This is a genomic window from Sporosarcina sp. E16_3, from assembly GCF_017347125.1.
GTDB lineage: Bacteria > Bacillota > Bacilli > Bacillales_A > Planococcaceae > Sporosarcina.
The window spans coordinates 58,620-71,820 of the sequence record NZ_JADPRX010000009.1; the positions used below are offsets into that span (position 1 = coordinate 58,620).

Sequence of the window (13,201 nt, forward strand, 5' to 3'; positions counted from 1 at the left end):
TGACTAGTAAGAACGCTATAATCAATTTATGACAAACTTAACCACGGATCAGCTCAGACAACTTAATATGTACAGCATTTATGTAGATGCTCCAGAACGAAATTTATTTACATTAAAAATGCTACTGGACAGTGAAAAGACAGAAGATCTACTAAATGTCGTCCAAGTAGTGAGCGGAAGCCCCAACCGAACTGTAGCAGCATCGTATTTCATGCGCCGTTTCGGTATGTTTACCGCAATGCAATTTTATAACCTGGCGGCCTACGATGAAGTTTGGGACGGAAACAATGAACAGCTTCATTTTGGTGCAAAAGAAGAATACGGGAAACTGGCAGTTAGTACGTTTGCATCTGCGAAGGATTGGCGATATGTAGAGGACGCGGAACGGCGCGACGTCATCAAGCGGATTCTGAAGGATGAATGCGCTGCTGTCATCCGACAAATCCGTACCGTCACATCTATTTCTCCCTTGACGTTATGGGAAAACATTTTCGGTTTTCTCCTTTGGCAGTACCATGTTCTTTTGGCGAACCCAGGCACCTCAATAGAAGCACGCGCGGACCTCAACATGTTGAATGACGATGCTCTTTGGGAAGGAATCGCACCTCGTTCTTTATTTGCCACCTACTTAAAAGGATGCGAGCCGTCCGCACTTTTGAATACTGAAGTCCGGACCACCTGCTGTTTCTCGAAGGATGTACCCGGTCTTATGCAGTGTGGATTTTGCCCATTGAAATGACAAGCTTGTTTCATTTCTTTCGATGGTTCATATACCAGACCTTCATCGAATAAATCGTTCCACTGGCTGCGCCGCCATAGAAAAAGCCCATAAAAATACCTGCTGGCAAGTTACCTGGATGGCTGATAAAAATAGACAAAATAAGTCCAATAATTGTTGCCACTGTTGAAAACCAACTTTCAGGGAGCTTGAATAAAACTTTCAACAGGAATATTCCTAGAAGAATAGCAGGTATCGCCCAAAAAGCATCCCAGACGTTTGTATGGATAGTCGGAAACTCATTCCACATGAAATCAATCCTTTTTTTACATTAGCTTTGCCACAACACATACGATTCAATACACTTTTTGAATATGAAGGGCGGGAATCGAACATGCAAGTCAAAGGCAAAACAGTTCGAGGTAAAGTTCTTGATGAAGAAACGCGCTGTGCACATTATCATTCCGAAATCGACCGGATTGCGATAAAGTTCTATTGTTGTGACACCTACTATCCATGCTATGAATGTCATGAAGAAAACGGTTGTGGCAGTCCTGACGTTTGGCCCGCTGGAAAGTTCGATGAAAAAGCGGTTATGTGCGGAGCTTGTGGTTATGAACTAACTATTTCGGAATACTTGGCGTGTCGATCGAGGTGCCCAGCATGTTCAGCTCTGTTTAACCCCGGATGCAGGTTACATCGGCATTACTATTTTGAGACGTGAACAGGAGCGCATTCTCCAATTCGGAATGCGCTCCTTTTTGTTTCACGGTGATTGTCACCGACTTTTATTTAGGTTTTCTAGTTCTTTTAAAAATAAAATAAATTCCTACCCCAACGAGTAATAGAAGTAAGAGTACTGGCAAGTTTCCGATGAACAGTACAATCAATCCCGAACCTGCCGCAAAGATAAAATTCATACTTGTAGCAAGCTGTTTTTTTGTTTTTTCCCATGTATCTAATCTTTTACCGTCTACTCCTGGAACAATAACACGATTTTCATACATCGCAATTTCAATAGTAGAAAAAGACGTTTGATTTTCTAGATACTTTATCTTACCTACAATTAATTCAATTTCTTCTTGAACCTTCGATAAATCAGACGATATTTTCAATAAATCCTCTGTTTTTTCCGCCTTGCCCATAAACGCGAGTAACCTTTCCTCTACTGTTCGTTTAGATTTCACCCTGGACTCTAGATCAATATATTGTTCGGTGACATCTTCCCCCGTCACATTGCGAGTCAATACTTCAGCCGCTTCCCCTTCAGCATCCGTTAAAAATGTTTGAAAATGCTTCTCCGGAATTCGAACCGTGAGCCGTGCACTTATACTTTCCTCGCTTTCACGATGCACATTCGATTCAACGATATAGCCTCCATATTCGCTCACCTTTTCCTCTATTGTAAGCTGAGTCTTTTCAAGGTTTTTCACATTGAGTTGCAATTCTGCTCTGTGAATAATTTTTCTATTTGTCGGGATTACTTCAGATTGTTCATTGGCTAACTCTTCTGTTTTGTCTTTATTCTCTTGCTCGGTTACTACCATGTCATGTGAAGTTGATGAGCTCTCTGTCTGACTATCCTCCTTTGATGAGTCACTTGAACTGCAAGATGCCAGTAGTACAAGTAAGCCTGATAATAGTAGAGCCAAAACCACTTTGCTCTTCATCGAATCTCCCCTATCTATTTAATCAATGAGACGGATTAATCCGGAAAAGGTTACATTTTCCAATATAGTGGTACAAAAAAAACGCTAGACTCATCTAGCGTTTTTCAGTCTTCTATTTCATTTTTAAACCGTTTTCGTTGCAGCATTTTTAATTTCTCGCCGCGTGGCATAGATGTTTTTCACAATTGCTTTACCAACTGCATACGCCGGAACAGCAACGATAATGCCAAGAAAACCCCCAATATTACCTGCTGCCAATATAACGGTAATGACTGTAAGCGGATGAATATCCAGTGTTTTCCCCATGACATTTGGTGTAATAAGATTACTTTCAACTTGCTGAGCAATAACCATTACGACTGCAGCAAAAATACCAATCTTCGGATCCTGTATGAAACCGATGATGATTGCAGGAACAGCTGAAATCCATGGACCGATGAAAGGAATGAGGTTCATGAACAATCCAAAAATGGCTAATAATAATGCATACTCCAATCCAATAATCATATAACCCGCAAACAACAGAATTGCTAATAGAAAACTGATTAACAACTGCCCTTGGATATAAGAACGGAGTACCGTATCGATATCATGTAAGGTCTTTTTGACCCATTCCCGACGTTTTCCCGAAAAGAAATTGTATATGAACGGTGCAAACTTTTCGTGATCTTTCAGGATAAAAATGAAGAAAAACGGGACTAATATAAGCAGGAACATCGCTTGAAAGAGGGCTTGTAAAAATTGAACAATCCATTTCCCAAAATTCACCGCTATAGATTGAAGTGATTCAACCGCGCTATCAATCGAATCTTCAAGTTTTTGGGGTAAATCACTTTTTTGTTGAAGCAATGAGTATGTCATGTCATTTATTTCTTGGGCGATAATAGGTGTATTATCGACTAAGTTATTAATTTGTTTTGTTACTGGAGGAGCAATAATCGCTACGAATATCCAAGCGACTGCTACAAGAATTGCTATAACCGAAAGAATGCTTCCCCATCTTGGTACTTTACGCTTTTCCAGAAAACGTTGAACCGGCTCCGTAATATAATATAGAACGCCGCCAAGTAATAATGGTATGAATATTGCCTTTGCAATGATGACTAAAGGCGAAAAGATTCCTTGAATCTCCATAAAGTATTTAATAATTAGCATAGCAAGCAGTATCCCAACACCTACTTGAAACCATAACTTTTTCGTCACATTGTTCACTCCTTTTCAAAACTGCCTATTTATGTATCCTTATCGTTAAGTATACGTTGTTATACGGATGGCGTCGAAGGAAGTTTCAAAATTTATAGTTGAAGTAGGAAAAGTGGGATATCCCCATTGCATAGGTGTCGCGTTTTAATTTCAACTTTAAGATTCTAATTGCAACTTCTACCTTTTAATTTCAACTTTACAATTCTAATTGCAACTGTGTAATTCCAGGATTAATTACCTCATAAACTACTTACCATACTACCCAAAACACTAAAGTTAAACACAATTCAAAAAGACTGCCCAATTCGGACAGCCCATTTCACATTCAACTGATGAACTAAATCAACCAACCCGAAGACTAATTCGATTACCAGAAGGGTCTTCCGTCATAAATCCACTGCCGTCCAATTCCACTTTCCCATCTAATGCTTCCACTTTCGTAATCGCTTCTTTCAATACAGTCTCATTCGGATATATAAGCGTATACGATTGGAGTCCGACACTGCCAGCAGTAGGACGTGACACGCCTTCACCATTCCACGTATTCAAGCCAATATGGTGATGGTATTTCCCATTAGACATGAACAATGCTTGCGGATAGTTAGTGACGACTTCGAAGCCGAGTGCATTATAGAATGTTTCCGTTTCAGGCAAGTTGGCTACGTGTAAATGAACATGGCCCATAACCGTCCCAACAGGAAGTCCCTCCCACGTCCGGCCCGCGCTTTCCGCAACAATACTTTCTCCATCCAGCGGATCCGTACTCATTGCAACTTTTCCATTGTTCCAACTCCAAACACCAGGGTCACGATCTATATAAATTTCAATCCCATTGCCATCTGGATCTGACAAATAAAGTGCCTCGCTCACAAGATGATCTGAAGCTCCAATTCGTACATTGTGTTGTATGAAATGCTTAATGATTGCTCCTAAATCAGCTCTCGTCGGCAACAACAATGCGAAATGATACAGTCCAGATTTATGCGCCTCTTTCGGCGTGACATTTTCCGGTTGTTCGATAATAAGTAGTGGTGTCTTCCCGTCCGCTGTCAGTACTACTTTATCTGCAGCTTCCACAAGTACTTTAAATCCAATTACCTCTTTATAGAATTTAACAGCTCTATTCAAGTCTAAAACGTTAAGATGTACTTCCCCCGTATACGTATATGGTGCTTTATGAAAGTTCATTTGTATTCCTCCTATACCTAATTAGTAAGTTACTTACTTTATGTAACTAACTTTATATGTTACAATGAATGTTGTCAACACATTAACATTCCGGCGAAAGGAGCCGACAGACATATGAACGAATTTGAACTTTGTCCACGTTTCGAAAAAGCTGTATCTATCCTAAGCCAACGTTGGACCGCCCTTATTTTGTATCAATTAATGGCAGGACCGCAGCGCTTTTGCACAATGACCGACAAACTCGGTGTCAGTGGAAAAACACTATCAGAGCGATTAAAGGACCTTGATCAGCAAGGTTTTGTCATTCGCCACGTTTACCCAGAAACACCCGTACGAATCGAATATTCATTAACCGAAAAAGGAATGTCGCTAACACCGATTATGAAAGAAATTGAGAATTGGTCGAAAGTATGGATTGCTTCCGAACCTGTTTCAAATGTTAAATAAAGCCGATTGCATCTTAAGCAATCGGCTTTATTTATTCACATTATGCTAGATCTAATTCAATCATGGTAATTCTTCCGGTTATATCTATCCACAAATAAACATAACTGCACTTATGTGCAAAGTATCGAATGGCAAATGAATCTTTTAGTGAATCCTCTAACATCCAATTATCTAAACGAAGAGTAGTCTTTGCGATTTTTGAAACGCTTCTTAAATAAGCCAACACCTCGTCAAACTCTTCACTTTCATATTTCTCTATGTAGTCTGGAATCACTGTATAACGTTCTTGTGGTCTCCATTCACAATCGTTGTAATTCGCTTCAAAAAGACTTTTTATAATTGGATTTAAACTTTGCGAACGAATAACGGCAAGCGATTCACTGCTTGGTTGACTGAGCATCACTTCAACTGGTAAGCCCGCCTGCATAATAACTTTTCTATTGTCAAAATGTGCAATCACTTCTCTTAATGATTGTTCCGTCATTTCATGATCAAGCAAGAATAACGAAGTGACACCATTCATATCTCGCGCTCCCAATGCCAAAAAAAATTGACTCAGAATAGAATACTTTTTATCCGAAGGAGCAAGTTCTCGAATTGTAAAGTCCAAATCGTCTTTCTTATTGGCAAGTTCTACTCGCACCCGATTATCCGACAACTCTAACCATTTTATAGCAGATCCCCCCTATTATACGTCTCTAAAAATCCCTCTATCTGCGCGGATGTTTTCAAATAATGAACAGTCTTCCCTTCCTGTGCATAACGCTGCATTCGCTCCATCATTTTCTTTTTCCGTGCTCCAAATGTCGACACAATGAACTTCAGAAACGCTTTATCGAGTTTCTCTTTACACCCTTCACCGATATCATTCCTTGTTTTCCCGTGGAATTGTATTCTCCGCTTCAACACACGATACAAACAGACTTGGAGTGGGAGCTCCAAATAAATAATGGTGTCTGCATGTGGCTCTCGAATAGTGAATGTCCCCGTATAATTCCCCTCAATAACCCACTGATCATTTTGGACAACTTGTCGCTGGGCTGCTGTAAATTCTTCAGGCGGGGCTTCCACCCAATTCGGTTTCCAATACAAACAATCTAAATGCGTTACTTCGATGCCAGTCAATTCGCCCAATCGACGCGCAAATGTTGATTTTCCAGCACCAGCTGACACTCCAATGATCATAATTTTATTCATTCCGCAGCTCCTCCTCATTGTCTGGAAGTTGGTGAATCCTTTCCTCCATATAGGCTCGCCACCATGACTAAAAGATTCAAAATATGTATTTCCAGCTCCTCAAAATCATTATACGCTATAACTAGTCAAACTTTTCCGAATTCACATACTCCCTTAAAAGGCGAACAATAGTTATTGAATTTTAACGAATGATAGGATATATTCTAGTTAAGTCACTAAAACTATATAAAATAAAATATATTGTTCGTATTTACTCGTGGAAAACCGAATAATGAACTTGATTCACTTTGATTATCAACGCAATTTAATTAAACTAAGATATAATTGTGTCCACATTTCGAATTATTTTACCCATTCTCATTTTTTGAAACTTGCAATATCCATTGAGGGATTATCTTTGTTTTCCTTATGTTAAACGACTATCAAGGGTTTGAAAAAAATGACGTCCATCTTTATTCGCATAATTGGCAATCATTTTAAAATAGAAAAACCGCGTTGATCTCCTTCACCCCATCGCTTCACTATGCTAAAGTAGGGCAATATAAAATTTCGATAGACGAAAAAAGACTTTCACGAAAGCCGCTTTCTATTTAAGGAGGAAGATCATGGATAAAAGCTATCAAGGTACGAATAAGATGATTACAGGAATTGTATTCGGTGTCATAACGTTTTGGCTTTTTGCGCAATCCATGGTAAATGTCATTCCAGCAATTCAATCTGATTTAGGTATTTCACTGGGTGTACTTAATATCTCAATCAGTTTGACCGCTTTATTCTCGGGTATTTTCGTCGTGGCAGCTGGCGGACTTGCCGATAAAATCGGACGTAAGAAAATGACCTATTTTGGACTCATCTTAAGTATCATTGGTTCACTATGCCTCGTATTTACGAATGGGGCCGCCCTGTTAATTATCGGACGGATCATCCAAGGATTATCAGCTGCCTGTATTATGCCAGCAACGATTGCCTTGATGAGAACCTACTACGAAGGGGCTGAAAGACAGCGTGCACTTAGCTATTGGTCTATCGGTTCTTGGGGTGGTTCAGGTGTTTGTTCATTTGCGGGAGGGGCTATCGCAACTTCTATGGGCTGGAGATGGATTTTTGTTTTTTCAATTGTGTTTGCCGTCTTTGCGATGATCTTGCTTAAAGATACACCTGAAAGTAAAGTGAAACAGCAAGGTTCTTCCCGTTTCGATTTTACTGGATTAATCGTATTTGTTTTAACAATGATTGCATTAAACATTGTCATCACGCGCGGTGCAGATTTTGGTTGGACAAGTCCACTCACACTCTGTTTAATTGCCGCTACGCTAGCCGGCATGCTGTTCTTCATCAAAATAGAAACAGGAAAATTACATGCTTTGATCGATTTTAATTTATTTAAAAATAAACCCTATACAGGTGCTACCATCTCCAACTTCTTATTGAACGCGGTAGCTGGTACGCTCGTTGTAGCGAATACATATGTGCAAGTCGGAAGAGGCTTCACGGCGTTTCAATCAGGTATGCTATCGATTGGCTATTTAGTGGCAGTCCTTGTCATGATCCGTGTCGGCGAAAAAGTACTGCAACGAACCGGCGCTAGATTGCCAATGATGGTTGGCTCTATCTTGGCGGCAATCGGCATCGGGTTAATGGCTTTGACGTTTTTACCGGACACGGCTTATATCATCGTTGTCTTTATTGGATTCATCCTGTTCGGTGTTGGACTCGGGGTCTATGCAACGCCATCCACGGACACCGCCGTATCGAGTGCACCGGAAGATAAAGTCGGTTCAGCATCGGGTATTTACAAAATGGCGAGCTCTCTTGGCAGTTCCTTTGGGGTTGCCATATCTGCCACTGTGTACGGCACTATGACTATGTCGGGCAATATTGAAAAGGCAGCTTCTGCAGGCATTATTACTAACGTCATTTTCGCAGTACTAGCGTTCATGGCGATCATGTTCTTAGTTCCTAAAACGAAGCAAGGTCTAGTCAAACACGCAGTCAGTCAAAGTGAAAAAAGATTTACAAATCCCGTTAATAATAGCAGAAGAATGTAATGGGAATCTTTTTTCACTCTCTCAAATCAAACTAAACACAAACAGCCTAAAATCGATAACCGATTTTAGGCTGTTTTAATAATTGTTGAAACAATTGTGATTGTCTCGGTTTTTTCAGTATTGTTTTGGCGACTGTGGTCAACCACCTCATAAGATAATAAATTCGATTCGTTCCCATCAAGCAAATGAAACTCAATTTACACAAGGAAGTCAGCGTTTTATCTATGAATATAAACAGTGGTTCCAATCGGGATCATCGAAGCTAATTCTAAAACATCTTCATTATGCATTCGAATACATCCATGTGACACATTTTTACCGATAGAGGAAGGGTTATTTGTTCCGTGTATCCCATAATGGCGTTTTGATAATCCCATCCAAAATGCCCCGAATGGCCCACCAGGATTGCTTTGTTTATTAATGATTCTGTATGTCCCCATCGGCGTTGATGTAACAATTCTCCCTACTGCAATTGGATATATTTTAATTACGTGATAATCATCGTAAAGTTTTAATCGATGTTTCCGTGTGGATATATCGATCCAAAGATTGATAAGATCGCCTCCATACATAAATATAGTTAACCTATTGTATGAGGGTATGCTCCAGTTAGCAGGGCTTAGAATGACTTAATTTCAGATTCCAAATCTTGCTCATATATCATTACTGTCCATCAAATTGAATTTTCTATTTACAATTCACACCACAAATGCTATTATCTTTAAAAATCAAACGCGTTGAAGAGAAGAGTAGCTAACATTCATTCTTTGCAGAAAGCTCCGGTTGCTGAAAAGGAGTAAGAATGTGTTATCGAAACAAGTCTCTGAGCATCACTTCGGAACCAACAATGGGGATGGAGTGACAGGAGCTCCTGTTATAGAGCCAGGGTATGCGCATCTATTTGCCGTACCTGAAAAGGTTACGATGGAAACATCGTAATAAACTGGGGTGGCACCACGATTGATACAATCTCGTCCTCAAGACTTAAGGTCTTGGGGGTGGGATTTTTTTATTGTCAAAAAGCGAATGATAGGGGAGGAAAATCAAATGAGGATTGGGAACGTAGTAGAATCTTGGAAGTATCCTTCGATGTTGTTAGCTGGAATTGGCATATCCAATGTGGGTGCCTGGATTTATTTAATTGCGCTTAATTTGATTATCCTTGAGATGACAGGCTCTCCGCTTGCAGTGGCGGCCCTTTATATTCTTAAACCTTTGGCTACGTTATGTACAAATTTTTGGTCGGGTAGCGTCATAGACCGGTTAAATAAGCGTAATTTAATGGTCACTCTTGACTTGTTTCGTGCGGTATTTATCGCTATCTTACCTTTTCTTTCTTCACTTTGGTCGATCTATCTAGTTGTTTTTTTGATTAATATAGCAAGCTCTATGTTTGAGCCGACATCTATGACTTATATTACAAAACTAATTCCACCTAAGGATAGAAAACGGTTTAATTCATTACGTAGTTTAATCGATTCTGGAGGTTTTCTAATTGGTCCAGCCATAGCGGGATTGTTATTTATCATCGGCACACCCATTTTTGCCATCTACATGAACGCAGTTGCTTTATTGTTATCAGGATTGGTCACTACGATGATGCCCAACCTCGAAAAACACATACGGGTAAATAGTGCGGATGAAAAATTATCTTTTGAAGTAGTGAAAAAAGATTGGACTGTTGTGTTAAGTTTTAGTCGACGCTACGCCTATATAATGTTCATTTACTTTCTTTTTGGCTGTGTAATGGTCATGGCAACAGCCATTGATTCACTTGAAGTTGCGTTTTCTAAAGAGGTCCTTTCTTTAACGGATAGTGAATATGGTTTTTTAGTCAGCATAGCTGGAGCTGGCATTGTAATGGGCGCTATTGTTAATGCGATGATAGCTACTAAATCATCCACTTCTTTGTTAATTGGTTTAGGTTCCCTATTCGTTTCTGTCGGCTATATTGTTTACGCTTTTTCCACTATCTTTTTCATGGCAGCTATTGGATTTTTCATTCTTTCATTTTCTCTCGCCTTTGCTAATACAGGTTTTCATACCTTTTATCAAAACAATATCCCTGTCGAAGTGATGGGCAGAATTGCAAGTATTTATGGATTAATTGAAGCCGTTTTAATCATACTTGCAACGATCATAGCTGGCATGGCAGCTCAACTCATTTCTATTCAGTATGTTGTCATTGTAGGTACTTTTGTGATGTTGGTGATATCCATGACACTGTTCATCTTTAACATCCGCCCTTCAAAGGCAAAACTTTATTCGACTGCCTCCGTAGATTGAACATAGTCTTGGGATTAAGACCCTTTATTCTCACAACTGTTGGATATTCCCATTCTATTGTGCAAGATCGATTGCCGAATAACCTTTTCAATTCTTCACATACTATTAACATAAATTTACATGCCATTCATGCTAGATTAACATTTCTCGCTTATAGTTACCTTTGTTAGTAGAAATAAATGGGAGGTTTTACATTGTTGAATAAGAAGTTTTTTAAAAAGGTTATTCCGATCGCAGTTCTCTCCACGGTTCTAGTTACAAGTTTGGTTAGTATAAACGCTAATCCAAGCGTTCAGGCGAATGAAGCTAGAACCGACAACAATGCTAAAATTAAAAATGTCATTTTCCTCGTTGGCGATGGAATGGGCGTTTCCTACACCTCAGCTTATCGTTACTTGAAAGATGATCCAACTACGCCCTTTGTTGAAAAAACAGCGTTTGACAAGTACCTTGTCGGTCAACAAATGACTTATCCCGACGATCCAGAACAAACAATAACAGATTCAGCTTCAGCGGCAACTGCAATGTCTGCCGGCGTAAAAACATATAATGCAGCAATTGCTGTAGATAAAAACAAATCTAACGTGAAAACTGTTTTAGAGGCTGCAAAAGAAACTGGCAAGTCGACTGGGTTAGTTGCTACCTCGGAAATTACACATGCAACGCCTGCTGCATTTGGTGCTCACAATGAAAACCGTAAGAATATGGATGCTATTGCCGATGATTATTACAATGAATTAATCAATGGTAAGCATAAAATCGACGTCCTTCTTGGCGGAGGAAAATCAAACTTTGAACGCTCAGATATCAACCTCACGGAATCCTTTAAAAAAGATGGATTTAGCTATGTAACCACTAAAGATGAACTGTTAAAGGATACTAACGATCAAATTCTTGGATTGTTTGCTACTGGCGGTCTTCCCAAAATGATAGATCGTTCAGATGCTATTCCATCACTTGAAGAGATGACTACTGCAGCAATCGATCGCTTAAGTAAAAATGACAATGGTTTCTTCCTTATGGTTGAAGGAAGCCAAATCGACTGGGCTGGCCACGATAATGACATTGTTGGTGCAATGAGTGAAATGGAAGACTTTGAAAAAGCATTTATAGCAGCTATTGAATTTGCGAAAAAAGATAAGCATACGCTAGTCGTAGCAACCGCTGACCATTCTACAGGCGGATTTTCTATAGGAGCAGATGGCAATTATAACTGGCTCAGCGATACAATCAAAGCCGCAAAACGGACGCCTTCCTTTATGGCAGATGAAATTGCCAATGGTGCAGATGTCGAGAAAACCTTAAAAAACTATATTGATCAAGAGTTATTACCACTGACAGAAGTTGAGATCGAATCTGTAAAAGCTGCTGGTGAAAAAGCGAGTGCTATCAATAACGCAATCAAAACAATTTTTGACAAGCGTTCTTATACAGGTTGGACAACTGGTGGACATACCGGTGAAGACGTACCTGTGTATGCTTTCGGTCCATCCAAAGATCGTTTTGCCGGGTTACTCGATAATACAGACCATGCACAAATTATATTTAACATTTTAGATGCGGACAAAAATAAGTAATCATAGCTAGAACCCGTTGCTTCCTAATGAAGCAACGGGTTTATTTCTTCATACAAAAAAAGCCCGAGTGATTTATTCCCGAACTCTTTATTAATAAAATAAAATTACTCCATTAACCAACTACCCTTTATCCTTTTCAAAGTTCTGCCCCAAAAAGTCTTGTCGAATACGGGTGTGTAAAGTCGAATTTCCCTTCCACCTTTACACTTTCATCGACAATTCCGCCATCATTCATCACATATACCCGGTCACACATATACGCAACAGCTTGTAGATCATGCGCAATGAAGAGTAAGGCCATGCCAGTTTCACGATTAAGTTCTATAAGTAAATCAATAATCTCTTTTTGAATCAATCGATCGAGACTGGAAATAATTTCGTCACATACGAGTAGTTTAGGTTCAACAAGAATTGATCTGAGCAAATTAACACGTTGTCTTTCTCCACCGCTCAGTTCGGAAGGGCGTCTATGTAAATGGGCTTCCGTTAACTTCACCTTGCTGAGCATTCGACAAATGTGAGCATCCCGGTCCCCTTTACTCTTACGAAGCGGTTCCATCAAAATCTCACGTACAGTCCATGATGGATTGAGGGCAGCCGACGCGTTTTGAAAAATGAGTTGACACTCTTTGTAAAATGCTTTTCTTGACTGCTTCGTGACGGGCGAACCATTAAATAAAATCGTCCCCTCATCAGTCGCTTCAAGTTGCATAATTACACGTGTCAGCGTACTTTTTCCGCTTCCACTTTCCCCGACGAGCCCAACGATTTCACCTTCTCCAACTGTCAGACTGATTGCACGAAGGACTGCTTTCACTTTACTGCCACTACTATAATTTTTCGATATATTTTCTACCGCTAACACCG

14 protein-coding genes and 1 other annotated feature are annotated in these 13,201 nt (G+C 39.7%); of the genes, 6 read left to right on the top strand and 8 right to left on the bottom strand.

All coding sequences use genetic code 11. From position 1 onward, the window contains the following. The first annotated feature begins 28 nt into the window (after window positions 1-28). Window positions 29-739, top strand: a complete 711-nt coding sequence (locus I2483_RS07880) for a hypothetical protein (RefSeq protein WP_207175078.1) — start codon at window positions 29-31, stop codon at window positions 737-739. A 10-nt stretch (window positions 740-749) separates the two neighbouring features. Here the strand turns inward: I2483_RS07880 and I2483_RS07885 are convergent, their stop codons facing one another. Then, window positions 750-1,028: a hypothetical protein gene (locus tag I2483_RS07885; RefSeq protein WP_207175080.1), complete on the bottom strand. Its 279-nt coding sequence runs from the start codon at window positions 1,026-1,028 to the stop codon at window positions 750-752. A gap of 84 nt (window positions 1,029-1,112) precedes the next feature. Between I2483_RS07885 and I2483_RS07890 the strand changes: the two genes are divergently transcribed. Beyond that, window positions 1,113-1,442, top strand: coding sequence for a CHY zinc finger protein (locus I2483_RS07890; RefSeq protein ID WP_207175082.1), 330 nt, complete (start codon window positions 1,113-1,115; stop codon window positions 1,440-1,442). A 64-nt stretch (window positions 1,443-1,506) separates the two neighbouring features. Here I2483_RS07890 and I2483_RS07895 read toward each other — a convergent pair whose 3' ends face one another. The 3 genes from I2483_RS07895 to I2483_RS07905 form a co-directional block, all read right to left on the bottom strand. Next, complete coding sequence (locus I2483_RS07895) at window positions 1,507-2,388, bottom strand: DUF4349 domain-containing protein (protein ID WP_207175084.1); 882 nt, start codon at window positions 2,386-2,388, stop codon at window positions 1,507-1,509. 123 nt (window positions 2,389-2,511) lie between these two features. Beyond that, window positions 2,512-3,591, bottom strand: coding sequence for an AI-2E family transporter (locus tag I2483_RS07900; protein WP_207175086.1), 1,080 nt, complete (start codon window positions 3,589-3,591; stop codon window positions 2,512-2,514). Window positions 3,592-3,933: 342 nt separating this feature from the next. Continuing rightward, window positions 3,934-4,779 (bottom strand): VOC family protein, encoded by an 846-nt coding sequence (locus tag I2483_RS07905; RefSeq protein WP_207175088.1) that lies wholly within the window; start codon window positions 4,777-4,779, stop codon window positions 3,934-3,936. A 114-nt stretch (window positions 4,780-4,893) separates the two neighbouring features. On the opposite strand from I2483_RS07905, the gene I2483_RS07910 reads away from it, so the two are divergent. Beyond that, window positions 4,894-5,226, top strand: coding sequence for a winged helix-turn-helix transcriptional regulator (locus I2483_RS07910; protein ID WP_207175090.1), 333 nt, complete (start codon window positions 4,894-4,896; stop codon window positions 5,224-5,226). A gap of 40 nt (window positions 5,227-5,266) precedes the next feature. Here the strand turns inward: I2483_RS07910 and I2483_RS07915 are convergent, their stop codons facing one another. Both I2483_RS07915 and I2483_RS07920 read right to left on the bottom strand, forming a co-directional pair. Continuing rightward, on the bottom strand, window positions 5,267-5,869 hold the full coding sequence (locus I2483_RS07915) for a hypothetical protein (protein WP_207175092.1): 603 nt from the start codon (window positions 5,867-5,869) through the stop codon (window positions 5,267-5,269). Window positions 5,870-5,895: 26 nt separating this feature from the next. Continuing rightward, window positions 5,896-6,423, bottom strand: a complete 528-nt coding sequence (locus I2483_RS07920; protein ID WP_207175094.1) for a P-loop NTPase family protein — start codon at window positions 6,421-6,423, stop codon at window positions 5,896-5,898. 605 nt (window positions 6,424-7,028) lie between these two features. On the opposite strand from I2483_RS07920, the gene I2483_RS07925 reads away from it, so the two are divergent. Continuing rightward, window positions 7,029-8,471 carry an MFS transporter gene (locus I2483_RS07925; RefSeq protein WP_207175096.1) on the top strand — a complete coding sequence of 481 codons (1,443 nt, stop codon included), beginning with the start codon at window positions 7,029-7,031 and terminating at the stop codon, window positions 8,469-8,471. 218 nt (window positions 8,472-8,689) lie between these two features. On the opposite strand, the gene I2483_RS07930 is transcribed toward I2483_RS07925, so the two are convergent. Next, window positions 8,690-9,025 carry a L,D-transpeptidase family protein gene (locus I2483_RS07930; RefSeq protein ID WP_207175181.1) on the bottom strand — a complete coding sequence of 112 codons (336 nt, stop codon included), beginning with the start codon at window positions 9,023-9,025 and terminating at the stop codon, window positions 8,690-8,692. A 174-nt stretch (window positions 9,026-9,199) separates the two neighbouring features. Next, window positions 9,200-9,453: a binding site (T-box leader), on the top strand. 71 nt (window positions 9,454-9,524) lie between these two features. Here I2483_RS07930 and I2483_RS07935 point away from each other — a divergent pair. Further along, entirely contained in the window at window positions 9,525-10,757 is a 1,233-nt protein-coding gene (locus I2483_RS07935) for an MFS transporter (protein ID WP_207175183.1), read from the top strand. Between the two features lie 179 nt (window positions 10,758-10,936). Beyond that, window positions 10,937-12,334, top strand: coding sequence for an alkaline phosphatase (locus I2483_RS07940; protein ID WP_207175098.1), 1,398 nt, complete (start codon window positions 10,937-10,939; stop codon window positions 12,332-12,334). 136 nt (window positions 12,335-12,470) lie between these two features. Here the strand turns inward: I2483_RS07940 and I2483_RS07945 are convergent, their stop codons facing one another. After that, on the bottom strand, window positions 12,471-13,199 hold the full coding sequence (locus I2483_RS07945) for an ABC transporter ATP-binding protein (RefSeq protein WP_346267709.1): 729 nt from the start codon (window positions 13,197-13,199) through the stop codon (window positions 12,471-12,473). Window positions 13,200-13,201: the final 2 nt, after the last annotated feature.

Coding starts and splice junctions, on each gene's coding strand:
- I2483_RS07890 (WP_207175082.1), top strand. CDS start 1,113: ATGCAAGTCAAAGGCAAAACAGTTCGAGGTAAAGTTCTTGATGAAGAA.
- I2483_RS07920 (WP_207175094.1), bottom strand. CDS start 6,423: ATGAATAAAATTATGATCATTGGAGTGTCAGCTGGTGCTGGAAAATCA.
- I2483_RS07925 (WP_207175096.1), top strand. CDS start 7,029: ATGGATAAAAGCTATCAAGGTACGAATAAGATGATTACAGGAATTGTA.
- I2483_RS07910 (WP_207175090.1), top strand. CDS start 4,894: ATGAACGAATTTGAACTTTGTCCACGTTTCGAAAAAGCTGTATCTATC.
- I2483_RS07880 (WP_207175078.1), top strand. CDS start 29: ATGACAAACTTAACCACGGATCAGCTCAGACAACTTAATATGTACAGC.
- I2483_RS07905 (WP_207175088.1), bottom strand. CDS start 4,779: ATGAACTTTCATAAAGCACCATATACGTATACGGGGGAAGTACATCTT.
- I2483_RS07885 (WP_207175080.1), bottom strand. CDS start 1,028: ATGTGGAATGAGTTTCCGACTATCCATACAAACGTCTGGGATGCTTTT.
- I2483_RS07940 (WP_207175098.1), top strand. CDS start 10,937: ATGGGAGGTTTTACATTGTTGAATAAGAAGTTTTTTAAAAAGGTTATT.
- I2483_RS07895 (WP_207175084.1), bottom strand. CDS start 2,388: ATGAAGAGCAAAGTGGTTTTGGCTCTACTATTATCAGGCTTACTTGTA.